The organism is Ralstonia sp. Ralssp110, assembly GCF_047325135.1.
Classification (GTDB): Bacteria; Pseudomonadota; Gammaproteobacteria; order Burkholderiales; family Burkholderiaceae; genus Ralstonia; species Ralstonia mojiangensis.
The window spans coordinates 100,444-122,949 of sequence record NZ_CP168608.1 but is presented as its reverse complement, the minus strand read 5'-3'; the positions used below and the strand labels follow the sequence as shown (position 1 = coordinate 122,949).

Sequence of the window (22,506 nt, the reverse complement as noted above, 5' to 3'; positions counted from 1 at the left end):
GGACGGACATGTTCAATCTTTTGAGAAACAAGCTGCAGGGCAGCACCCCTGGCGGAACTGCGCCCATGCCCCAGGTCGATGACCTGGAGCTGGGCAAGTGGTATCTGGAACAGTGCAAGCAACTCGCCAAATCGCGTGTGGAATCGCGTGAGCGGGTGGCCGACGCCGCATTGCTGGCGGTCAAGTGGATGGGTGCGATTGCGATTGTCGCGGTGGCCGGTGCGGCGGCCGTGGTGGTGGTCAAGCGCCCCAATCCGCCCCCGGTCCTGCGTGTGGACAACGCGACTGGCAAGGTCGACGTGCTGCCGACCACGGTCGATGGCAAGGTCACCTTCACCGAGAAAGAAGACCGCGCGGATCTGCGTAAGTACGTCGAGCGGCGAGAGGGCTACGACTGGGAAACCATCCAGGACATGCACGACGCCGTGATGGCGATGAGCGCCGAGAAAGAAGGCGAGCTATACGACAACTTCATCCGCGGCGACCACTCGCCGCTCAAGGTGCTCAAGAACGAAGCGCGCGTGATCCCCAAGGTCGGAGCGATCAGCTTCGTCGGCACGACCGCCCAGGTGATGTTCTCCCGCAAATACGTGCCGCTCAATTCGGCCATCAAGCCGGAGACCACGTACTGGGTGGCCACGATCTCGTACCGCCATGACGGCGTGCCCGAGAAGCGCGACCTGCAAGACATCAACCCCACCGGTTGGAAGGCCACCAGCTACACGGTGACGCGCGACTGGTCGCGCAGCGGCGAGGACACCAGTTCGCCGGAAGGAGCCCACCCATGAAGCGATGGATTCCTGTTGCCGCCCTCACGCTGGCGGCGATTCCAGCGGCCGCGCGCGTGATCCCCGGCGCGTGCGGGTTCGAGAGCCACATCCAGTGCGCCGTCTACGACCCGAATGAGATCTATGAGGTGGCCACCACGCCCGGCAAAGCCATCATGCTGCAGCTCGAACCCGGCGAGACGATCGAGGACGACGGCGCCGGCATGGGCGACGGCAAGGCCTGGAACGTCTCGGCCAACAAGAACTGGATCCTGCTCAAACGTGCGGCGCAGCGGCCCGACACCAATCTGATGGTCGTGACGAATCGCCGGACCTACACCTTCGACCTGGTGACGGCCACGCGCGGTACGCCTGCCACGTGGGTGCTCAAGTTCGACTACCCGGACACGCGGGCCCGCACGGCGGCAGAGGATGCTCGCAAGCGCGCGCAGGTGCTGGCAATGACACGCATCGGTGCGAGCACGTCCAAACCGCGCAACGCGGATTACCAGATGCGCGGTAACACCGAACTGGCGCCGACTGCTGCCTGGGACGACGGCACCTTCACGTATTTCCGCTACGCCACCGCACGGGAACTGCCGCGCATCTACGTCAAGCGGGCCGATGGCTCCGAGGCGCTGCCGGCCTATCACATGGAAGCCGACACGATCGTCGTGCACGAGGTCGCACGCGAATTCCTGGCGCGCCTGGGCAATTCGGTGCTGGGCATCCGCAACGACGGCTATTCCCCTGAGGGCCACTACAACGCCGCCGGCACGACGGTGCCCGGCACGGTGCGTCTCACGAAGGAGCACTGAATGACCTGGATGCACAACGTACTCAAACGCTGGGCAGTCCTGATGCTGCCTGCCGTGATCGCCTCCCTGGGCCTTGGCTATGTCTTCGGCGCGTCGCTGCGCCTGGCGGTATCCGTGGCTGCTCTCCTCGTAAGCGTCCTGCTTGGACACCTCCTCTTCAAGCTGGTGGACACGAGCTTGTCCCGCAGGGCGAGAGCCAACGCGCCCTTTGCGTGGGAAGTCTGGATCAATGACGTCAAGGTCGGCACCGTCACCGATGCTGAGTATGCGGCGATCCAATGCCTGGCGTTGCACGACGGCAGCAGTGCGGTGGCTCAGCTGCTCAATCTTGGCCGGGTTGCGATGGTGATCGTCAGCCGGCTTCTTGTTGGCCTGACGCTGGGGATCGCATGGAGCGCGATTGCGCTGGCGCTTCTGGAGCCGGAGGCGCATATCGCGATGATCCGGGCACTGTCCAACGCCGACCCAGCGGCGCTGACGCACTGGACGCGCACGCTCGTGCAATACGGCGTGCTGTTCATGGTGGTGCAGGTTGTCGCGATGGCTGTGATGGGCTTTCGCTTCGGTTTCCGCAATCACTATCGCGCGGCGATCGCCACGATGCTGCGCCAGCACTTCAACACGCCCGCCGATGGCGACATCCGCCTTGTCCGGATGAGCTTGCGCAGCGGGCTGCCTACCCCTCAATTCGGTTACGCGCATGACTGACCCCAACGAAATCAACCCCGCGCCGGCCGAAGAGCGCGGCATCCCCTCGGTGCGCCGAGGCAAGAAGCAAACCAATAGCAAGAAGCTGGTCATTCTGATCGTGGTGGTGCTCATGCTGGCCATGGCCGCGGGCGGCGCTGCCCTGTTCGTCAAGCGGCTGACCGACATGAAGCTTGCCGAGAAGGAGGCGGAACGCACCAAGCCGAAGGAGCGTGCGCGTTCCGATCAAGACAACGCCGATCTGGAAGCGCAGAAGCGGCGTATCAAAGACGAGGAAGCGCAGGCCAAGGGCGCGACAGGCATCGGTGGCCTGGCTACGCCCGCAGGTGCCCAGTCTGCCAACGGGGCGGGCACCTCCGGTAGCAGCGGCGGCGGGGCTGGCGGCGCCAACGCCAACGCACAGGGCGGCAATCCCGGCACCGGCACTCAGCCGCATGTCGAAACACCGGCAGAACGCCGCCTGGCTGGCAATGTGACGGTGCTGTCCCAACGCAAAGGCCAAGCGTCACCGACAGCGGGCGAGGGCGGTGCATTGACCGTCCAACCCTCACCGTCACTGGGTGGCGGTGGCAGCAAGAACAGCCTGGACGAGCAACTGACACCGTCGACGGCGTCTCGTGCCGGCGTGGTCCGTGCGGGCTTCCTGTCCGATCTGCGCTACCTGCTCAAGCGCGGCACCATGATTCCGTGCGTGATGGGCACCAAGACCGTCACGACGTTCCCGGGCATGACTTCGTGTTCGCTGGTGCGCGATGTGTACAGCGCGGATGGGAGCACGCTGCTCCTGCGCAAGGGTGCCGAGGTGACGGGCGAGCAGCGCTCAGCATTGCTGCAAGGCCAGGCGCGCATCTTCGCGTTGATGACGCGCATCGACGATGGTCCCGTGACCGTACCGCTGGACTCCCCGGTGACGGATGCCTTGGGCGCCAGCGGCATGGACGCCTACGTCGACAACCACTTCTGGCAGCGCTTCGGCGGTGCCGCCATGGTGGCACTGATCAGCGACTTCGGCCAGGCCGTGGCCAACCAGTCGACCAGCTCGAGTGGCTCGACCACGGTCAACTTGTCCAACACGACACAGGCAACACAGAGTCTGGCGGCGGAGACGCTGCGTAACACCATCAACATTCCGCCGACGGGCTACGCCAACCAGGGTGCGCTCATCAACATCTTTGTGGCGCGCGACATCGACTTCAGTAAGCAGTACGAGCTGGTTTCTGCCGTGCCGTCCCTGTCAGGAGGTGCGCAATGACCACGGTGCTCGATTACGACAAGTCCACCACGGTGCGCAGCCTGCTCAAGCAGATGGGTATCGCGCGATTCCTGGCTACGCCGGGCATTACCGAAATCAAGATCAATCGCCCGGGCGAGCTCTGGACCGAGAGCTGTGCTGGCTGGCAGCGCTATGTGGCGCCTGAGTGTTCTTTGGACATGGCTAGGCGCCTGGCCAACACGCTGGTGAACTTCAATAAGGGCAAGGGGCCGCTGACAGAACAAGATCCGATCAAATCGGTGGTGCTCCCGGATGGCGAACGCGGCCAGGTGGTGATTCCGCCGGCGTGCGAGGCCAATACGGTGTCCTTGACCATCCGGATCGCCAGTGCGGACCGGTTCTCGCTTGACGACCTCATTGGCTTTGGCGTGTTTGAGGGCTATCGGGACGTCTCGCCGCACAAATCTGTGCCAGAGGGTGTCGAGCTGGAGCCGTTTGAGCTGGACATGATGGCTGCCAAGGAGCAGCGCGACATACGGCGCTTCTTCGAGCTGGCCGTGCACCATGGCTTGAACATCGTCCTGGTGGGCGGCACGGGCTCCGGCAAGACCACGCTCACCAAGGCGTTGGCCGATCTGGTGCCGCAGGAAACCTGCATTTGCACGATCGAGGATACCCACGAGCTGTCCCTGCCGTATCACCCGAACCGCACACACCTGTTCTTCAGCGACATGTTGCCAGCGACGGACGTGGTGAAGTCGACGCTGCGCATGAAGTTCGACCGGGTGTACCTGTCCGAGCTGCGCGGCAATGAGGCGTGGGACTACCTGACCCTGCTCAATACCGGGCATGAGGGCGGCATGACCACCGTGCACGCCAATGATTGCATCTCCGGCTTGGGAAAGATCGCCACGCTCATCAAGCAAAGTCCGGTCGGGCAGACGCTGGATTGGAATTTCCTGCTGGCCGAGGTCAAACGCACCATCGACGTGGTTGGTTTTATGGACCGTAAGACCAAGCGCATGACGCAGCTGTACTTCGACCTGGTGGAGAAGTGGAAGCTGCAGCGGGGGCTGGCATGAAAACGCCGCAGATCATCGTCGCCGTGGTGGGTGGCCTGGTTTTCGTGGGCGGCTTCGCGATCGGTGGCCAGCTTGCCGGCGCAACCCTCTTTGCCAAGCTGCAGAAATTGCCGGACTCGGTGGTGGGCGTGACCACGCTGTACCGCTACTGGCAGGCCTATGCCGACGTGAAGCCGGTCAAGCAAGCCTTGGGCGTCTGCAGCCTGGTGGCAGCCGCCATCACTGCGGTCCCGTTCGTGTTCATCGGCATCGTGCTGGCTAAGCTGCACAAAGATCGGGAGCTGCACGGCAGTGCACGCTTTGCGACGCTCGCCGAGATCCGCAAGTCTGGCCTGGTGGGGCGTGAGCAATGAGCCAGGAAGCTTATCCCGGCCTCATCGTTGGCTGGCATCCGCAGCTTGGGCCCTTGATCTATCACGGCCAGCAAGGCGTGCTGCTGGCGGCCGCCACCCGAACCGGTAAGGGGGTCGGCTTCGTGATCCCGAACCTGCTGCACTACCCGCATTCGGTGGTGCAACTCGACGTCAAGGAAGAGAACTTCAAGTACACGTCGCTGTACCGGCAGCGTAACGGCCAGGAGGTGTACCTGTGGGCGCCGTTCTCAGAGACGGGCCACACGCACTGCTGGAACATCTTCGATGCGGTGTGGCAGCGCCCGGAACACCTGCAGATTGGCGACATCATGTCGATCGGAGACGCACTGTATCCGGCCAAGGTGGAGCCCCGTGCACGTTTCTTTAACGACAACGCACGCAGCTTGTTCCTGGGGTTGACGCTGTACTTGCGCGAGACGCCCGGGATGCCGGTCACGCTGGGCGAGATCCTGCGCCAGAGTTCGGGCAAGGGCAAACCGATCAAGGAATACCTCAAGGGGATTCTGGAAACGCGTTCGCGCACGGACACCGACCTCGCGCCGCTCTCGTGGCGCTGCGTTGACGCGCTCAACCGCTTCCTGAACCAGCCAGAGACGACGCTAGGGAACGTGCTGTCGACGTTCAACGCGCCGCTGCAGATCTTTACCGATCCGGTGGTGGAGGCTGCCACCAGCAAATCCGACTTCGATCTGGGCGACCTGCGCAAGCGCCGCATGACGATCTACGTCGGGATGGCGCCGGGCAAGCTCGCGGAGGCCTCCGCGCAACTGTTGATCAACCTGTTCTATTCGCAGCTGGTCAACGTGAACCTGCGCGAGCTGCCGGAGAGCAATCCGGAACTGAAATACCAATGCCTGCTGCTCAACGACGAATCCACGGCGCCCGGCAAGATTGAAATCATAGCGCAGGCCAACGGCTACATGGCCGGCTACAACCTGCGCCTGGCCACGGTCATCCAGTCGGTTGCGCAGGTGACGGAGTGTTATGGGGAGCAGGGCGCCCGCTCGCTCATCACCAACCATGGCGCACACCTGCTGTATCCGCCGCGTGAGCAGAAGGATGCCAATGAGTACTCCGAGATGCTCGGGTACTTCACGGCCATCGCCCGCTCCAAGAGCCGCAACCGCGGTGCACGGTCGAATAGTACGGGGGAGAGCGAATCGGGCCAGAAGCGCGCCCTGATGCTGCCCCAGGAACTCAAGGAGATGGGGCAGGAGAAGCTCATCGTGACGTTGGAGAACTGCAAGCCAATCCAGGCTGAAAAGGCGTTCTTCTACAAGCACAGGGTCTTCATCGATCGCCTCAAGGAAATCAGCCCGTCACTTGCAGCCTTGGGTGACGAGATGCCCAACGAGGAACAGTTGAAAGAGGCCTTCCTGACCAAGGGCGAGGGCAGTATCGCGCTGCCGCAAGTTGACTTCCAGGCGTACTGGCATGTGTCGCCGGCGCAGGCCTCAATGCAGCCCGATGACAGCCGGCCGGTCGAGGTCGATGAGCTGGCCATCCTGGAGGCCTCCGATATCACCAATGCAGACGCGATTCTGCTGGCCATGCGCCAGGTGATGCCCGAGTTCGACGAGGTGATGGCCCTCGTGCTCCGAGATACCCCCCGATTCGATGCCCAGCAAGTGGATGACAGCCGACCCGTGCAGCCGGACGAGTTGGTCCTCCTGCAGGCGTCGGACTTCACCAATGAGGACGAAATCACCGAGGCCATGTGCGGCGCGATGCCGTACTTCGGCGAAGTGATGGCGATCCTGAACACCGCAGGAGCGAATGCCGCATGAACACCATTGATTTCGACAGCCCGGAAGCCATCAAGGAGCGCGCCGACGAGCTTCGCGCGCAATTAACGGCCGTGGACTGGCGCAAGCAGCGCACTGACCTCGACCCCATTGTGGAAGGGTTGCGCGATTTGGCCGAGCGCGATTGGTACGCCGCGGCGGATGTCTGGCGGGAGTCCGGCACGGATGCACCGTTGCCAGAGTTCATCGACCCCGCAACCGAAGTGGCGCTGGAGCTGCGCTACCAGTCGGCCGAACGTGGTCTTCACCGCGAGCTGCGGGAAACGCCGGCAACGCCCGTCGACCAGAAGATCGACAAGGTTGCAGTGGGGGAAGCGGCCAACGAGCCGGATGCCAAGAAGCCGGCCAATGAGCCGGAGAAGCCGGTGGCCGATCGGCTGACCGATCTTGATCTGGTCTCGGTCAAGGCCACACGCAAGACCGATCGGGCGCGTGCCGAAGCCATGCTGCGGGAAGTGGCAGAGCAGGCGCGGGCGGCTACCAAGGGAAAAGTGCAACTGGGGCCGGCAGCCAAGAAGGAGAGGGACGCCGCTGGCGGCGAGCTGGTGAGCAAGTCCGGCACCAAGCCCATCTTCAAGAAGACCGGTTACGAGATTCCGCAAAAGGTCGCGGCGCTATATGTCGCGCACGAGGGAAAGTTTGTCGACCGCAAGACCGAGCAGGTGCACTTCGAAGACAAGGGGCGTTCGCTCTCCACCGAGAGCAATGACCGCTCCGTCATTGCGCACATGGTTGAAGTGGCCAAGGCGAAGAACTGGGGCACCGTGACGCTGCGCGGCAGTGAAGAGTTCCGGCGCCAGGGTTGGATCGCCGCGGAACTCGCCGGCGTGAAGAGCAACGGCTTTAGACCGCGTGCGCAGGACCGCGCCATGCTGGAAGCTGCCCGGCAGGAGATGCGCATCAGCGGTGCACAGCGCAGCACCGAGAAGGAAAACAGCGTCGAGGCCGACGACGGGAAGCCGGCCGAGCGTTCGGCCGAGAAGCCTGAGCCGACAAGCGCCGCTACGCCAACGCCGGCAGCCGCCCCGGACAAGGGCGGAAACCAGAAGGAAAGCATCGGTATCGCCGCCGCCCGCATGGTGCTGGAGCGCCAGATTGCGAACTGGCCCGCCGCCACGCAGGACAAGTGCCGCAAGGAGTTTGAAGAGGTGATCGCCAGCGCTGCGGCCTACAAGGACCGCAAGGTCAACCTGCCGACACCGCAGGTTTCCGAGAGAACCATGGCACAGCGGCGTTCTGCGCAGCGCCCGGAAGTGGAGCGTACCAAGCAGGCAGCGCCAGGCCAGCCCAGCCAAGCGACCAAAGCCCCCGAGCGGGCGGCGGTTGAGCCGGGCATCGAGATGGATCGGTGACACATACCACCTTTGAATTTGGAACCGTAGAGGAGCCCTAAAAATGATCATTGCAGTAATGAATTACTCCGGCAACGTGGGCAAGAGCATGGTGGCGCGCCATCTTCTGGCGCCGCGGCTGGGCGACGCGTCGGTGATCTCCATCGAGTCGATTAACGCCGATGACAATGACGGACCCACCATGCGCGGTAGTGAATTCGGATCCCTGCAGGAGAAGCTCCTGGCACTGGACGATGCCGTGGTCGATATTGGCGCGTCCAATGTGGAAGATCTGGTGAACCGCATGAAGAGCTACAGCGGCTCCCATGAGGACTTCGACCTGTTCGTGGTGCCGACGGTGCCGGATGCGAAACAGGAGCGTGACACGCTCGCGACGATCAAGGCGCTGTCCGATGAGATCGGGATTGAGCGTGACCGTATCCGTGTTGTTTTGAACATGGTCGATCCGCGCGATGCCCTGCGGTCCAAGTTTGCCTCGTTGTTTGCATTCCACGACGAACATCGCGGCTTTGTGCTGCGCGAAGACGCGGCGATCCACGAGAACGAGCTGTTCGGCAAGTTGGCCAACAGCCCGATCACCATCGGTGACTTGCTGGCCGACACCACGGATTACAAGGCCATGATCCGCGAAGCTCAGACGTCAGAGCAAAAGACCGAACTGGCACGCAAGGTCGCCATGCGTCGGCTCGCGGTTGGCGTGAACGCGCAGCTCGATGGCGTCTTCGCGGCCCTGATGCGCTAAGCGATGGCGGAAACATCTGCACAAGAGGCGCTGTTAGCCGAGCTGCTGGGCGACGTGCACAAGCTGCGTGAGGAAGTCGCGGCGCTCGGCCAGGTGGTGCCGCAGGCACGGGAGGCCATCGAGCGCGCTGGCGAGTTTGCAGCGCTCAAGTTTGCGAAGGAGACCACCCGCGTTGACACGCTTCTGGCTGAGCGCATCGTGCAGATGGCCGCCGCAGTCAAGGACGCGAGCGCCGCGCGCGAGATGCTCGTCGGCGCGGTCACTGTGAAGGCCTCTGAGCAGGCACGGTCGCAACTGCTTGAAGTCGTGCGCGACGTGCTTGGCAAACCGCCTACCTCACCTTCAGCCAAAGGCGTCGGCCGATACCTGGACCGCATTGTGGTGGGGCTTTGCAGCGCGGCCGTGGCGAGTGTGCTGACCACCTGGATTGTTGTAGGACTTGTTTCACATTGACTCCATGAAATTGCCCATCCAATCCTTGGCTCGAATCGGCACGCTCGCCATGCTTGTTGCATCGGGCCACGCGAGCGCGAGCGACTACGGTTGCAAGGTGCTGCTGTGCCTGGCCAACCCTGCCTCCAACGGAGGTCCAAAAGGGGTTGCCGAATGCGTTGACCCGATCAACCGCTTTTACAACGACCTCGCTCATGGCCGCCCATTCCCGCGCTGTGAAGAGGCGGAGGCCACTGGCAATCGGGCGGTACCGGTCAACGATCCGTTCGACCCATGCCCGTCGACGCTGCAACCGGCCGAACCCGATCAATACGTGGTGCAGGGTCAGTCCTCGGCAAGCAGTGTTTCTGGATACAGCCAGGCGGCTGCGCCGCAACTGGGCGCGACTACAGGGCAGCGGGCGTGTGTCGGCAGGTTCGTCGGCCGCTACCTAATGGGCGGCACTGACGATGGTACGACAGTCAACGTGTATGACCAGGTCGTCTGGCAGAAGGCCCAGAGTCCGCGCGCCATAGACCTCTACCTGGACAACGTCTGGCAGCAGCGCGTGCATTGGTAGGTGGCGTTCAACATACCAGTGGGGGGGAGTTTATGCAGAAGAAGCAAGAAGATCGGCCGGCTGTTGACTCGGATACGCAGCGGCAAGCGACGGAAGATGCAACCTATCAGCGGCGCTGTCTGTGGGGCAGAAGGGGGCGTGAAAGTTTGTCTGAACGTGAAGACGGGGACGCCGAAGCGCACGTGACAGACGATGAACTGCTGTCGGACTGGAAAGCTGAACGCACAGCATTTGGATTGCTGCTCGTTGGATATGCGTTCCTGATGAGTATGGCTCCGATCCTTGCCCGCTATCCCAATGAAACGGCGCAGATGGCTTGCACCTCGATACGGCACATCGTGGATTGGCGCGTCTGGGTGGTGAGCACCTCTGCGATGTGTCTGGCGGCGGTTGCCGCCATCGTGCTCAAACGGCGGCTCTAGACCGCCAGTACAGCCTGACAGCAGGTGGAGGAAACCCGCTGCCAATCGACCATCCGGGGATCTGGACGCACCCAAACCAATTGAATAGGCCGGACCGCTGATGTTGGCGCCGGCGCGGCGCATGCCCAGATGTCGACTGCCAATGACACATCAACACAACTTTTTGGAGGATATTGATGATGAAACTTCGGACGCTTGCCAAGCTGAGCGCGCTCCTGGCGACGACACAGGTATGTGCTCAAGTTCCTAGTGCCGACCCGGTCAATATGAGTTCGATTCAGCTCCAGCAATTGGAGCAACTGCATGCCATTCGCGCGCTATTGGCGTCGCAGGGAGCGCCGCGTGAGCCGAAATATTGCTACTTCGACAGCAAGGCTTTCTCGATTGGCTCGAAGCTCAACGGACAAACGTGTGCCCCTGCGGTCGCGTCTGGCGAGCCATCGCGTTGGGTTGGGGATAGCGAGGCGACCAAATAGGAAGCACCGCTTGACCACAGGTAGCAGAAGGCCAATACCAATGCGTATTTCGGAGGAGTGAACCGATGACGAAGAGCAACGCAACATCAGTTTCGAATGCCGAGCTGGAGTTGCCCATGTCGCAGCCAGAGCATGGCCAGGATGTCCGCGACCTTCTTGCCACGTTGGTAGCCACGCAACTGGAAACGCTGGCAACGCTCAAGGCGATTGAAGCAAAGTTGCCAGCCTCACTTTGGTAAGCAGCTTGCGACCGCCGATTGAAACGCGACGAAGCGAATTCCCATTGTGCCGGCGTGAGCCGGCGCTTTTTTAGGTGATAACAATAATGAAGATCAAACGCTTTGCCATGCTGGGGACTGTGGCCGTTGCTTTCCTGGCCAGTCACGCTATCGCCGACGTTGTGACGGTTGCACAAGTGCTGCCGCTGGAGGGATCGGTGGAACCCTCGACGCGCGCCACTGCGGATGCGGCGCAGGTGTACCTTCGCAAGGTCAATGACGCTGGCGGTGTGAACGGCCACACCATCAAGGTGGTGACCCTCAATGCTTCCGGCAACCTGGAAACGGCGGCGCAACGTGCCGGAGACGTCATTCGGCAACAGCACCCCGCGGCTTTCCTCAACTATTACGGATCTGCACGTACTGCTGCGCTCATCAAGAGCGGTGTCCTGGATGCAGGCCGCACCCCCGTGATCGGTGCCATTGTTTCGTCGACTCAGGTGCGCCAGATGCCCGAGAACCATTGGGTGTTTTATATCCGCGCGGGCCTGAAGGCCGAGGCGGACCGGATGGTCAGGCAAAGTGTGTCGCTTGGCGGCAAACGGATTGCCGTGCTGTATCAGGCAGACGCCTTCGGTGAAGATGGGTTGCACAAGAGCATGGCGACCATGCAAGCGCTTTCGATCAAGCCGGTGCTGGCGGTGCCGTTGGAAGCGAAGATGATGGAGATGGGCAAGCTGGTCAATCTCGCCGAAACTGTCCTGAAAGACGACATCGACGTCGTCCTGATGTTCTCCGATAGCGTGAACATCGGCAGTTTCCTGCGGGCTTACCGGGAGCGGGGTGGCAACGCGGTGGTGACAACGGATTCCACCCCATCTGCCGACGAGCTGGTGCGGGCATCGAGCCCGGACCTGGCGCGCGGTGTGTGTATCGCAGAGGTGATGCCGGCGCTCACCAAGCGCAACACCAGGTTAGCCCGCGCATTTGTGGCCGACATGACGGCAGCCGGCCGCCTCGATCTGGCCAGATCGTCGACCGCGCTGGAGGGCTACGCATCGGCTAGGCTGTTTGTTGAAGCGTTGCGCAAGGTCACTGGCCCGGTGACCGCAGACGCGATTCGGGGGGCGCTGCAGACACGTGGCCCCTTTGACCTAGGCGACTTCGAGCTCAATTACGGCCCGAGGCAGTACGAGGGCTCGCAATACGTTGACATCGGCATCATCGGCCGCGAAGGGCGGGTGCTGAACTAGGAACAGATGACGGGAATCGATGCGCTTGATTCGGAATACCGGTAACAACACCATCCTGCGTCAACTCACGAAGGCAGAGGCGGAATCGGTTCGGCGGTATTGCGGCGCCGGCATGCAAACGCAGGCGCACGACGCACAGGTTGTCGAGGCCATCCTTGCCGAGATGCATAACGGCAAGGAGCCGCGCTATTGGCTGGAGTGCGATTGCCGGGATGGAGAGGCGATCGAGGAGCGGCCGCGCATGACCGCGCGCATTCGAGCCGATGGACCTCGGCACTTCGTGCGCATTGCTGGACGTGATGCGCATTCCTGCGTGCTCAAGACCTTTCGCACCGATCCCTCCGAAGACGAGGACGATCCTCAAGGAGAGCCAGGCAAGCACCCGGCGCTGCACCCAATCCGGAACTCGCTGGACTATCTCGATAAGGTCTACGAAATGGGGGGCAAGCGCCCCAGCAAACGCGCGGGTGGCGGTAGTGGTCCGAATCGCGGACGCCGTTTGCCAAAGCTCGGGCGCATCCTTTACACCCTCTTGGAACAGGCAGGATTCAGCGCGGTTTCCACGGATGACCTGGACACCAGTCAAGCATCCTTGACCCATTGGGACCGCCTGGAGCGATTTGCCGTTGAGGAAGAGGTGACAGAGGCGCTCACGCTCTGGGACATGATGAAGACCCGCGCGTGGACCAAACCGGTCGATTTCATGGCCGACATCGACAAATTGCAGTGGCCCAAGGGCAAGAAGCGCATGGGCTATCTCCTCTTTGTCGCAGACAAGGTGACTGCGTCGGCCGCCACCAAGTTGACCCGTCTGAAGCCAGCTGTGGTGTCGCCGGCAAGTGGGATTCGAATCGGGGGCCGGGACCAGAACTTTGCGAATCCGCCGTACTGGGTGCTTGCAGTCATCGATCGGGACGACAACGGCGTCGCTCGCGTGCGCGAAGCCTTCGCTCAGCATGCCTTCAAGATGAACCGACCAATACCTCTGGACAGCAGTTATGAGCGGCAGACACTGAAACTGCTTCTGGACGCCATGCAGTGGGTGAAAAAGAAGGGCGTCACAGTCACGCTCAAGAAGCCACTGTTCGATAGCGAGGTGACATTGGCCGATGGCACGATCACGCACTGCCGCGCGGATTTCGAGCTGCAAGTCCATGCGCCAATGGGAGCGAATGGGGAGTCGCGTCGCGTCCTGGTCGAAACCATGGGGGCGGATTCGCAGGAATACCTGGACCAGAAGGCGGCCACGCACGCCATCATGCGGCAGCGCGGTGCGATCATCGAGCACGAAGTCCGGAACGACGGCGAGCAGGCCGACCGGGACGATAGGTTGCGCAAGCGCGTGTATGGTCGTCTGATGGCGTTGGCTGGGATACCGCTCGCGGCGGGGCGCGCCTAGTGTGATTCCACGATGCGAGCGGCAAAGATCTGACATAAGAAACTTTCAGATCGGTTCCCATCCGATGGGGGATGCGCACCACATTGTGTTCCTCTACCATCCCGCCCCAAGTCCAAGAAGGGGCGCCTGACATCTTCCGTTGATGGCCATGCAGCGACCCCGCTAAACAACAGGTTTGGGGAGTTCTGCAATGCGCGAGCCGGTATCGGCCAATGCGCGGCCCGCGCTTGCGCAGCCGCGTGCGGCAGTACAACAACAAGAACCAGGCATTTCGGGCGGGGACGACACCCTTGTCAGTCGTACTGACCGCGCCAGGCGCTCGGTTCTCGCCCGCACCATTGCAGGTGCTGTTGCCGTCCTCAGCTGGCTGGGCCCCGTACAAATTTCGTGGCAGGCCGCTCAACAGAGCGCGGCGATCATTGCGACACATGGCAACGATGCCAGCGAGTCACTTCGCAACCTGATCGCGTCGTGGCAAACCACGGGCCGCATTCTCGTTCGTTGGGGTATCCAGCAGGCCGAAGCCGCGCCAATTACCGACCCCACCGCCCCCATTCGTTTTACGCCCGCCATTACCCAGACGACGACGGGTGTCCCGACCATCAACATCACGACGCCGAACCAGGCCGGTCTGTCGTACAACCTGCTGCAGTCGCTGACGGTCGACAATGGCGTGGGCCTGGTAATGAACAACAGCCTCACCGGCGGCGGCACGTTCCTGGGTGGCAACGTCGCAGGCAACCCGAATCTCGCTTCCTCCGGCCCAGCGTCAACCATCCTGACGCAGGTCACGGGCACGGCACCGATCCGTATCAACGGTACGGTCGAAGTCTTCGGCGCGCCGGCAAGCGTCATTTTTGCGGCACCCGCGGGCGTCTATCTGCAGGGTGCGGGCTTTACGAACACGCCCGCAGTGAGTCTTGTCACCGGCACGCCGCAGTTCCTGAACGGCAGTGGTGCCCCGGTCGGCTTCGACCAAGCAACGGCGATCGGCTATACGGTCAACGGCGGCCGCATCCAGATCGACCCCGCGGCGGGTAGCCCCAATGGTGCGGGCATCGAGGGCACAGTGGGGGCGATCAATCTGATCGGCCAGACGATCGGCGTTAACGCGCCGCTGTATGCCGGCAACCAGATCAACCTCATCGCCGGTAACCAGCAAGTGACGCCCGTGGCCACGGGCACCGGCCACGCCGGCTCCGATTGGCAGGTCAGCAGCACCGGCCAGAACAACGCCGCTAACAGCGCGACCGCACAGAACGGCCTGGCCATCGACGCCACGGCGTTCGGCGCCATGACGGCAGGGCAGATCAAGCTCATCAGCACGGCGCAGGGGTTGGGCGTGCGGGCGGCGGGCGATTTGGCCGCCAACACGTCCAACGTCAATATCGATGCGAACGGCAACGTGACGGTCGGCAATGTCTACGGGCAGCAAAACGTCGGCATTGTCTCGACCGGCGGGGTCTCCACGACGGGCACGGCGAAGGCGCAGCAAGACGTATCCGTTTCCGCAAGCGGCGATGTCAACGTCGGCGGCGCCACGCAGGCGGGCAACAATCTGACCTTGAACGCGGGTGGCAGTGTCACAGGTTCCGGAAATCTCTCGGCAACTAAGGCACTTGCTGCGACGGCGGCCAACAGCGTCAATCTGACCGGCAATCTCAACGCCACCGCCATCACCACCACGGCCCAAGGTCTGGACGGCACAGGCGACGTCACGCTGGGCGGCACCGTCTCCGCGCCGGGCGCCATTGCGCTGACAGCGGCGCGCGACGCGAGCGTCGCGGGGCAACTAACCGGTGGCAGTGCCACGACGATCAACGCAGGTCGAAATCTGGCGGTGGCCGGCGCCATTGGCAGCGTTGGCGACCTCACACTGGCGGCCGCCAACGGCACGCTGTCCACGACAGGCTGGGTCACAAGCCAGGGCAACCTGAACGCCAGCGCCGGACAAGACGTGAGCCTCGGTGGCACCACGGCCGTGAATGGCAACGCGACCATCCACGCTGCGGCCGGCAACATCACAACGGCCGGTACGCTCGATGCGGCGAAGGACATCGCGCTCACCGCTGGGCGGAACGCGACGCTCGGCGGCGCCACCCAGGCCGGCGGTAACCTGAACGTCACCACTGGCAACACCGTCAGCGGTGCCGGCAATCTCACCGCGAGCCAAGCGATTGGCATTCAGGCGGGCGGCAGCATCGGCGTCAACGGCGACGTCAAGGCGAGCCAGATCGCGATGCAGGCGGCGGGTCATGACGGTATCGGCGACATCACGCTGGGTGGCAACGTCAGCGCACCGGGCGCGATTACACTCTCGGCCGCGCGTGATACCACCATCAACGGCAGCGCGGTCTCTGACAGCGACCTGAACCTCGCGACGCAACGCAATCTCACCGTTGGCGGTACGGTCGGCAGCACTACGGGCAACGTCAGTCTGACAGGGCGCACCGGCGCCGTGACCACCAGCGGTGCCGTCCTGACCCCCGGCAACCTGAACGTCACCTCCGGCACCGACACGAACCTGGGCGGTCTTGTCAGCGCAGCGGGCACCGCCACCGTCACCGCAGGCAGCAACCTGACCACGTCGGGCCAGATCGGCAGTAATGGCACGCTCGCGCTCAGTGCGGGACAAAACCTGACGGTGGGCGGCCAAGTCGGCAGCGGCGTCGATGCCAACTTGCAGGCGGGCAACGCGGTTTCCGTGAGCGGCGCGGTGTCCAGTACGGGCAACACCAGCGTGACGGCAGGCCAATCCATCACGCTGGCCGGCGACGTCGCCGCTGGTGGCAATGCGTCACTCTCTGCCAGCCAGACGACTACGGGCACGGGTACCTTGAGCGCGGCCCAGACGGCCACCGTCACCGCAGGCAGCATTGACCTTGGTGGCCAAGTCAAGGGCAACCAGGTCAACTTGACCGCCAATGGCACTGGCACTTTGGGCGACGTGCACCTGGGCGGCGCTGTCAGCGCACCGGGGACCGTCTCGATCTCCGCCGCGCGTGATGCGACCTTGGACGGCGGAGCGGCGTCCGGCACTGACCTGCAGGCCACGGCCGGACGCAACCTGACCGTCAACGGCACAGCCGCCAGTGTCGGGGGTAATGTCAGCCTGAACGCGCAGACCGGGCAACTGACTAGTACCGGTTCGGTCCTCGCCTACAGCGGTAACGTCAACGCCGGCGCGGCCCAGGACTTGAACATCGGTGGCGCTGTCTACGCCGGGAAGAACGCGACGCTTGCGTCGCAGGCGGGCAGCACCACCGTTTCGGGCAACCTGGCGAGCCAGGGCAAGACCAGCATCAGCAGCGGGCAAAACACAACCCTGACCGGTCAGCTGCAAGCCGGTGCCGACCTGCAAGCCGGTGCCACTAAGGCACTCACTGTTGGCCAACTCAACTATGTCGGCGGCAATGCGACACTGCGTGGTGCAAATATCACGGTCGGCTCGCAAGCGAACCAGGCCAATGTCGTGCAAGGCACGCTGGATGCGGTTGCCACCAACGGTTTGACGCTCACCGGTAGCAGCAATGCAGCCAACCTGACGCTGGGTGGTGCGGCCGTCACCAACCACGGCTCGACGCTTGCCACCCAGCAGGCCACCGTCACCACCGGTACGCTCAACAACACTGGCACGCTCGCGGCGAACCAATTGACCGTCAACGCGACCGATGTGTTGAACCGCGGAACCGTCGGTGGCCAGACCGTCAACCTGACCGCGGCCAATAGCGTCGATAACGCGAATGGCCTCGTGGTTGGCACGCAGACACTCAACGTCAGCACCAACACGCTCAAGAGTAACCAGGGCGGTACGTTCTTCGCGGGAGACCTGAGCGGCCAATCCCCAACCACGGGAAACATGACCTTCACGGTCAACGGCGGCGCGGGCAGCTTCAACAACGCTGGCGGCCAAGTGCTGGCGGGCAACAACCTGACGGTCAACACCCCGAATCAGGGGTTCGATCCGTCGGCGGCCGCCACCGGCACGCTCAATGCCAACAACCTCCTGACGGTGTCGGTCCAGTCGATCAACAACACGCAGACGTGGAACGTGCAGGGTTCCAACGTGGCGATCAATGCCGCGCAGGGCATCACCAATAGCGGCACGATTCAAAAGGCGGGCGACCTGTCGTTGTCCACTGCCGGCACGTTGGCCAATAGCGGTCAGATCGTGGGCGGCGCCAATGTGTCGCTGTCGGCCGGCAATCTCGCCAATTCCGGGACGATTCATGCTGATGGCAATCTGGCGCTCGCCGGCAACGTCCAGAACAGTGGGACGACTGAGGCGCTGGGCAATATCACCGTCACCGGCTCCAACTACGACAACCGGGGCGGCAAGACCCAAGCCAATGGCGACCTCAAGTTTGACCTGAGCGGCACGCTGAATAACGTCGCCAGCACGATCGGCGCCAACGGCAATATTCATATCGCCGCGCAGAACGTCATCAACGATCGTAGTGGCCCGGTGGATGCCGGCAGCAGTTTCGGCAAGGTGCTCAACGACTCACTGCTGAACTCGACGATCATTGGCAGCTACGCACCGTGGGTGAGCACCGGCAGCTGCGACACCTGCTCCAGCCCGTATGCGCCCGGCCCGACCACGAACCTGACAATTGGCGATCTGGCACGCACGCCGGACGGCGCATCCGTGCAGTTGGCGACGGGTTACATTGGCGTCTATTCGGGGGGCGGCGACAATGGCGCCTCGCTCGGCTATGTCGACATGTGGCATCTGCTGCCGGCGGGGGCTCAATCGGGCACGCAGTCTGTAGCGCTGCCGACTGTAGACCGCACCATCATCCGCCAAGCCGACGGCACCGCCGGTCAGATCGTCGCCGGCAAGGCGATGGACATCACTGCCGCCAGCCTTTCAAACAAGGGCGGCTTGATTCAGGCGGCGGGCAATGTCACGCTCAACGTAGGCACGCTGGACAACAGTCGTTCTGCAACGCTGACCAGCAGCGTGACGGATGTCGTGAATGCGGGCGAGTACGCGGCGTTCATCGCGCAGCTACAGCACATGGGGCAGAGCGGCTCCAATGGCGTTGTCGATCCGTTCCAGCCGCGCCAACTGCAGTACGGCCAGCCGCAGGGTTATCCGTCGAGCTGCGATAGCTGCACCACGCCGGCACCGACGGCGTCCCAGGTGGCCTTGAACCAGGATGCCTCCGGCAACACGACATCGGCGCCGAGCCAATCCTCGGTGACGCAGACGCTCGGTAAGGCGGGACAGATTCTGAGTGGCGGCAATCTCTCGCTCACCGGAAACGGTGACCTGGTGAACGCGGGGGACATTGCAGCCGCCGCCAAGGTCACGATCACGACGCCCGGCACGTTCACCAACCAAGGCGCCTATATCAGCCAGGTCACCACTACGCCGGGCTGCCTGCCGGGAGCCGCTACCTGTAAGGAAGGTGGCGCTCATGTGGATACCCTCGCCTGGCAACAGACCCCCAATACCGTAGCAGCTGGTGACACGCTGACCGTCAACGCCGCGAACATCCAGAACAACAATGGCACGTTGGCCGCTGTCGGCAATGTAACGTTGACGGCCACCAATGGGCTGACGAACACGTCCGGCGCGATCCAGTCGACGGCGGGTGATGTCACCATCAGTGCACCGACGGTGGTCAACACTACCATGGCACCCGTGACGCTGCACAAGAGCTACGGGAACATGAACCCGAGCTACGCGGGTGGCTGTAACGCCGGAGGCACCTACAAGGAAAGCCAGTGTGCATCTGATGAGATGACTCAGGCGGGCCCCGCAGGCGTCATCTCGGCCGCACGCGACGTCAAGCTGTCGGGTACTACGCTGACCAACAACGGGGCGCTGATTACCGGGGGCCGCAATGTCACGGTCAGCATGGCCGGTGGCATTGACAACACCAGCATCGCGCTCAACGCCAACTGGCATGGGTTGTGGGTCGAAGAGACGGGGCTGTTCAGTTCGGATATCCGCCACAACACCAGTGGCGTTGCGGTGCTCGGCAACTTGGCTTCCGGGATTCAAGCCGGCAATGCACTGTCGGTGACCTCCGGTGGACAAGTGCTGAATACCGGCAACTTGCTGGGCAGCACCGTCGACGTGAGCGGAGCCGCGCTAACCAACGGCATTACGAATCCGAATCAACCGACACCGCCGACCGTGGCAGGCAGGCAGGTGATCTCGTTGGCGCCGCCTGCGGGTCCGACTGGAGCGCTGCCGGCAGCAAGCACTGCGGGTAGTGGCCCGTCCGCTCAATCGGGCGGCCCGGCTCCGACCACGTCCGGTGCGTCCGGTGGTGCGCCGCAAGCGAATGTGGCCCCCGTGCAAGCGCCGGTCTGGAGCTTCCAGCCTGCAATCGTAACGACGCCTGCGGTACCAGGCAGCTCGCAGGTGACCTGGCACTTCAACGCGCCGGCGGCTGGCAATACGACCAGTTCGCCGACTCCCAGCGTCAACGGCGCGACCTATCTGAACCCGAACCCGGCGACCTCGGTGTTGGCGGGCGTGACGCCGAATTCCCTCTTGGCGCAATTGCCAGCCAATCTGCAGCCGGGCAGCACACCGTTCTACTTCGATCCGTTCACCGAAGACCAGAAGCTGTTGCAGGCCGCTCAGCAGCAGACCGGCCAGAGCAGCTTTATCAACGGCCTGACGTACGACAACCAGAATCAGCTGTCCGTCACGGATCAGGAAAAGCTGATCCTGTACAAGGACGCAGCTGATTACGCGAAAGCACACAACATCCAGCTCGGCCAGGCGCTGACGCAACAGCAGATCGCCGAGTTGGATAAGCCGATGTTGTGGTACGTCACGCAGCAGGTGCCAGACCCGAACTGCAATACGGTCGCCAGCACCGCTTGCCCGATTGTGAGCGCACTGGTGCCGCAGCTTTACTTGCCGGCAGGCTACGCAGATGCCGTCACCCAGCCGGCAGGTGGCGTGATCGCGGGGCAGAACGTCAACCTGAACGTCGATGGCACGCTGCGCAATAGCGGCCAAGTCACCGCCAGCGACACGCTCAACGTCAAGGCCGGCACGATCGACAACGCGCCGAATGTGGTGGACATCGGTACGTCGGCCTACAAGGTGGATGGCGGATGGCTGCAGGTGACCGGCACGCAGGTGCAGCCGGGCGGGTTCATGAGCGCGGTGAACCTGAACGTGCAGGCCAATGCCATCAATGCGATCAACGATGCGTTCATCGTGCGCAATGCGGATGGCACGAAGGATCAGGCCGCGACTGATGCGCTGATTTCGCAGTTGTCGTCCAACCTCGGCTTGAAGTACACGGCTGGAACGGCATCGGACGACATCCACCAGGATTTCATCAAGGAACAGGGGCCATTCCCAAGCTGGGTCGGAGCTGTCGCTGCAGTAGCGATCTCGATCGTGACGATGGGCGCCGGCGTCGGTGTGATGGGAGTTTTGCTGTCCGGCATGCTGTCCAGCATGGCCAGCCAGGTGCTGACCACCGGCACGATCGATTTCAAGCAGGCCGTTATCGCGGGGGTGGTGGCGGACGTTACGGCAGGGCTTACGGATGGAGCGCTGTCTGCGTTGGACCTGAGTGGCGCGGGCGTTTCGACGATTGGCAGCAACATTAGCGTTGGAGACTGGGCAACGGCTGGGACCAATCTAGGCCGATTCGCGGAAGCTAGTCTGGTGCGTTCAGCTATCAGTGCGGGCGTGAATACTGTCGCGTATGGTGGCAGCTTCGGGCAGGCGTTTACGAATGGTCTGGTGGCTGATGCGGCGGCGTTGGGTGCGAATGCGATTGGGGCGGAACTGCCCGGCATCGGCGCGGCAGGCGCGACGCCAGGAAGTATTCTCGCCAACGTGACGGCTCACGCGTTGCTCGGCTGCGCCGCCGCAAGTCTGTCCGGCAATGAATGTGCAGGTGGGGCGATTGGTGGTGCAGCAAGTGCTGTGGTGGCGCCACTCGTTCGCGATGCGTTGTATGACGGCAGCGAGACCGTTTCGACGACCAACAATCCGGACGGCTCTGCAACGATCTCGACGAGCTACAACAACGCTAACTACAACGCAGCGGTAACGGCGATTTCGATGCTCGCGGGCGGTGGGCTTGCGAGCGCCTTGGGTACGAACGCGTTGTCAGCGGCAAACGCGGCGCAAAACGAGTCCATCAACAATGCGACGTCTGACAAGAAACTCATCTTGTCGCCATCGGAATTTGCGATTTCCGTATTGCAAAGTGCGCGCGATCTTCCGGGTGCGATAAGAACGTTCTTGGCGACAGGAAGCCGCAACGGACAGGACGCTCAATCGGGCGACCCGAGTCAGCAAATTGATCCTACCAGCGGGCCGCGCAATGGTCCCACAGGCACTGCGCCTGTGACTCCGGCGGGGGCGCTACTATGCATGGAGACGGGAGGATTTGGGTGTGCATTGCAGTTCCTATTTGGCGCCGCACCATCGCCACGCTCACCCAACAACGCGATTGCATCGAGTAATAACAGCGGGGAAAGCGGTAGCGGTTCAGGCAGCCCGTCGACGAATGGAAGCACTCTACCGTCGAATCCTTCGCAGTTAGACCACATTTTCCGCGATGATGTAGGCCACCTGACGAATACGCCGGAAAATCAGCGCACACTGGTTTCTTTGGTTAATGACTCGGCCAACAGCCTAGGGACTGATAGATTTGGCAACCAATGGTTTGCCAAGATCTTGCCTGATGGGTCGCAGCTTTGGGGTAGCGTTCGAAACGGAGTTATTCAGAACGGCGGTTTGAATGAAACCCCACGACCTTTCAATCCTGCAAGTGGACTTTCGCGAGCGACTAAATGAATGCGCCTACAGATCTCCTTTCTTACAAAGAGGCATATCTTGCAATGTTCGAGTTCTTGGTCGAACTCTAC

The 22,506-nt window shown here is 62.7% G+C and carries 17 protein-coding genes; all 17 read left to right on the top strand.

The window, feature by feature from the left end:
• Positions 1-65 precede the first annotated feature (65 nt).
• The 17 genes from ACEN9T_RS00515 to ACEN9T_RS00435 all read left to right on the top strand — a co-directional run bounded on the left by ACEN9T_RS00515 (position 66) and on the right by ACEN9T_RS00435 (position 22,435).
• Entirely contained in the window at positions 66-788 is a 723-nt protein-coding gene (locus tag ACEN9T_RS00515; protein WP_413705570.1) for a type IV secretion system protein, read from the top strand.
• A complete protein-coding gene (locus tag ACEN9T_RS00510; protein WP_413705569.1) occupies positions 785-1,585 on the top strand; it encodes a TrbG/VirB9 family P-type conjugative transfer protein in 801 nt (266 codons plus the stop codon). The genes ACEN9T_RS00515 and ACEN9T_RS00510 overlap by 4 nt, the downstream gene beginning before the upstream one ends.
• Positions 1,586-2,293, top strand: a complete 708-nt coding sequence (locus ACEN9T_RS00505) for a hypothetical protein (protein ID WP_413705568.1) — start codon at positions 1,586-1,588, stop codon at positions 2,291-2,293.
• On the top strand, positions 2,286-3,545 hold the full coding sequence (gene virB10 / locus ACEN9T_RS00500; protein WP_413705567.1) for a type IV secretion system protein VirB10: 1,260 nt from the start codon (positions 2,286-2,288) through the stop codon (positions 3,543-3,545). The genes ACEN9T_RS00505 and virB10 overlap by 8 nt, the downstream gene beginning before the upstream one ends.
• Complete coding sequence (virB11, locus tag ACEN9T_RS00495) at positions 3,542-4,588, top strand: P-type DNA transfer ATPase VirB11 (RefSeq protein WP_413705566.1); 1,047 nt, start codon at positions 3,542-3,544, stop codon at positions 4,586-4,588. The genes virB10 and virB11 overlap by 4 nt, the downstream gene beginning before the upstream one ends.
• Positions 4,585-4,941, top strand: a complete 357-nt coding sequence (locus ACEN9T_RS00490; RefSeq protein WP_413705565.1) for a hypothetical protein — start codon at positions 4,585-4,587, stop codon at positions 4,939-4,941. Before virB11 ends, ACEN9T_RS00490 begins: the two co-directional genes overlap by 4 nt.
• A complete protein-coding gene (locus ACEN9T_RS00485; protein WP_413705564.1) occupies positions 4,938-6,749 on the top strand; it encodes a type IV secretory system conjugative DNA transfer family protein in 1,812 nt (603 codons plus the stop codon). The genes ACEN9T_RS00490 and ACEN9T_RS00485 overlap by 4 nt, the downstream gene beginning before the upstream one ends.
• Positions 6,746-8,119, top strand: coding sequence for an LPD7 domain-containing protein (locus ACEN9T_RS00480; protein ID WP_413705563.1), 1,374 nt, complete (start codon positions 6,746-6,748; stop codon positions 8,117-8,119). Before ACEN9T_RS00485 ends, ACEN9T_RS00480 begins: the two co-directional genes overlap by 4 nt.
• Before the next feature lie 43 nt (positions 8,120-8,162).
• Positions 8,163-8,861: a StbB family protein gene (gene stbB / locus ACEN9T_RS00475; RefSeq protein WP_413705562.1), complete on the top strand. Its 699-nt coding sequence runs from the start codon at positions 8,163-8,165 to the stop codon at positions 8,859-8,861.
• A 3-nt stretch (positions 8,862-8,864) separates the two neighbouring features.
• On the top strand, positions 8,865-9,314 hold the full coding sequence (locus ACEN9T_RS00470; RefSeq protein WP_413705561.1) for a hypothetical protein: 450 nt from the start codon (positions 8,865-8,867) through the stop codon (positions 9,312-9,314).
• Between the two features lie 4 nt (positions 9,315-9,318).
• Complete coding sequence (locus ACEN9T_RS00465; protein WP_413705560.1) at positions 9,319-9,873, top strand: hypothetical protein; 555 nt, start codon at positions 9,319-9,321, stop codon at positions 9,871-9,873.
• A 32-nt stretch (positions 9,874-9,905) separates the two neighbouring features.
• Positions 9,906-10,295: a hypothetical protein gene (locus ACEN9T_RS00460; RefSeq protein WP_413705559.1), complete on the top strand. Its 390-nt coding sequence runs from the start codon at positions 9,906-9,908 to the stop codon at positions 10,293-10,295.
• 176 nt (positions 10,296-10,471) lie between these two features.
• Entirely contained in the window at positions 10,472-10,771 is a 300-nt protein-coding gene (locus ACEN9T_RS00455) for a hypothetical protein (protein WP_413705558.1), read from the top strand.
• 65 nt (positions 10,772-10,836) lie between these two features.
• Positions 10,837-11,010, top strand: coding sequence for a hypothetical protein (locus tag ACEN9T_RS00450; RefSeq protein WP_413705557.1), 174 nt, complete (start codon positions 10,837-10,839; stop codon positions 11,008-11,010).
• Positions 11,011-11,096: 86 nt separating this feature from the next.
• Positions 11,097-12,242 (top strand): ABC transporter substrate-binding protein, encoded by a 1,146-nt coding sequence (locus ACEN9T_RS00445; RefSeq protein ID WP_413705556.1) that lies wholly within the window; start codon positions 11,097-11,099, stop codon positions 12,240-12,242.
• A 25-nt stretch (positions 12,243-12,267) separates the two neighbouring features.
• Complete coding sequence (locus ACEN9T_RS00440) at positions 12,268-13,641, top strand: hypothetical protein (RefSeq protein ID WP_413705555.1); 1,374 nt, start codon at positions 12,268-12,270, stop codon at positions 13,639-13,641.
• Between the two features lie 190 nt (positions 13,642-13,831).
• On the top strand, positions 13,832-22,435 hold the full coding sequence (locus ACEN9T_RS00435) for a hemagglutinin (RefSeq protein WP_413705554.1): 8,604 nt from the start codon (positions 13,832-13,834) through the stop codon (positions 22,433-22,435).
• Positions 22,436-22,506 lie beyond the last annotated feature (71 nt).

Coding starts and splice junctions, on each gene's coding strand:
- ACEN9T_RS00515 (WP_413705570.1), top strand. CDS start 66: ATGCCCCAGGTCGATGACCTGGAGCTGGGCAAGTGGTATCTGGAACAG.
- ACEN9T_RS00510 (WP_413705569.1), top strand. CDS start 785: ATGAAGCGATGGATTCCTGTTGCCGCCCTCACGCTGGCGGCGATTCCA.
- ACEN9T_RS00505 (WP_413705568.1), top strand. CDS start 1,586: ATGACCTGGATGCACAACGTACTCAAACGCTGGGCAGTCCTGATGCTG.
- virB10 (WP_413705567.1), top strand. CDS start 2,286: ATGACTGACCCCAACGAAATCAACCCCGCGCCGGCCGAAGAGCGCGGC.
- virB11 (WP_413705566.1), top strand. CDS start 3,542: ATGACCACGGTGCTCGATTACGACAAGTCCACCACGGTGCGCAGCCTG.
- ACEN9T_RS00490 (WP_413705565.1), top strand. CDS start 4,585: ATGAAAACGCCGCAGATCATCGTCGCCGTGGTGGGTGGCCTGGTTTTC.
- ACEN9T_RS00485 (WP_413705564.1), top strand. CDS start 4,938: ATGAGCCAGGAAGCTTATCCCGGCCTCATCGTTGGCTGGCATCCGCAG.
- ACEN9T_RS00480 (WP_413705563.1), top strand. CDS start 6,746: ATGAACACCATTGATTTCGACAGCCCGGAAGCCATCAAGGAGCGCGCC.
- stbB (WP_413705562.1), top strand. CDS start 8,163: ATGATCATTGCAGTAATGAATTACTCCGGCAACGTGGGCAAGAGCATG.
- ACEN9T_RS00470 (WP_413705561.1), top strand. CDS start 8,865: ATGGCGGAAACATCTGCACAAGAGGCGCTGTTAGCCGAGCTGCTGGGC.
- ACEN9T_RS00465 (WP_413705560.1), top strand. CDS start 9,319: ATGAAATTGCCCATCCAATCCTTGGCTCGAATCGGCACGCTCGCCATG.
- ACEN9T_RS00460 (WP_413705559.1), top strand. CDS start 9,906: ATGCAGAAGAAGCAAGAAGATCGGCCGGCTGTTGACTCGGATACGCAG.
- ACEN9T_RS00455 (WP_413705558.1), top strand. CDS start 10,472: ATGATGAAACTTCGGACGCTTGCCAAGCTGAGCGCGCTCCTGGCGACG.
- ACEN9T_RS00450 (WP_413705557.1), top strand. CDS start 10,837: ATGACGAAGAGCAACGCAACATCAGTTTCGAATGCCGAGCTGGAGTTG.
- ACEN9T_RS00445 (WP_413705556.1), top strand. CDS start 11,097: ATGAAGATCAAACGCTTTGCCATGCTGGGGACTGTGGCCGTTGCTTTC.
- ACEN9T_RS00435 (WP_413705554.1), top strand. CDS start 13,832: ATGCGCGAGCCGGTATCGGCCAATGCGCGGCCCGCGCTTGCGCAGCCG.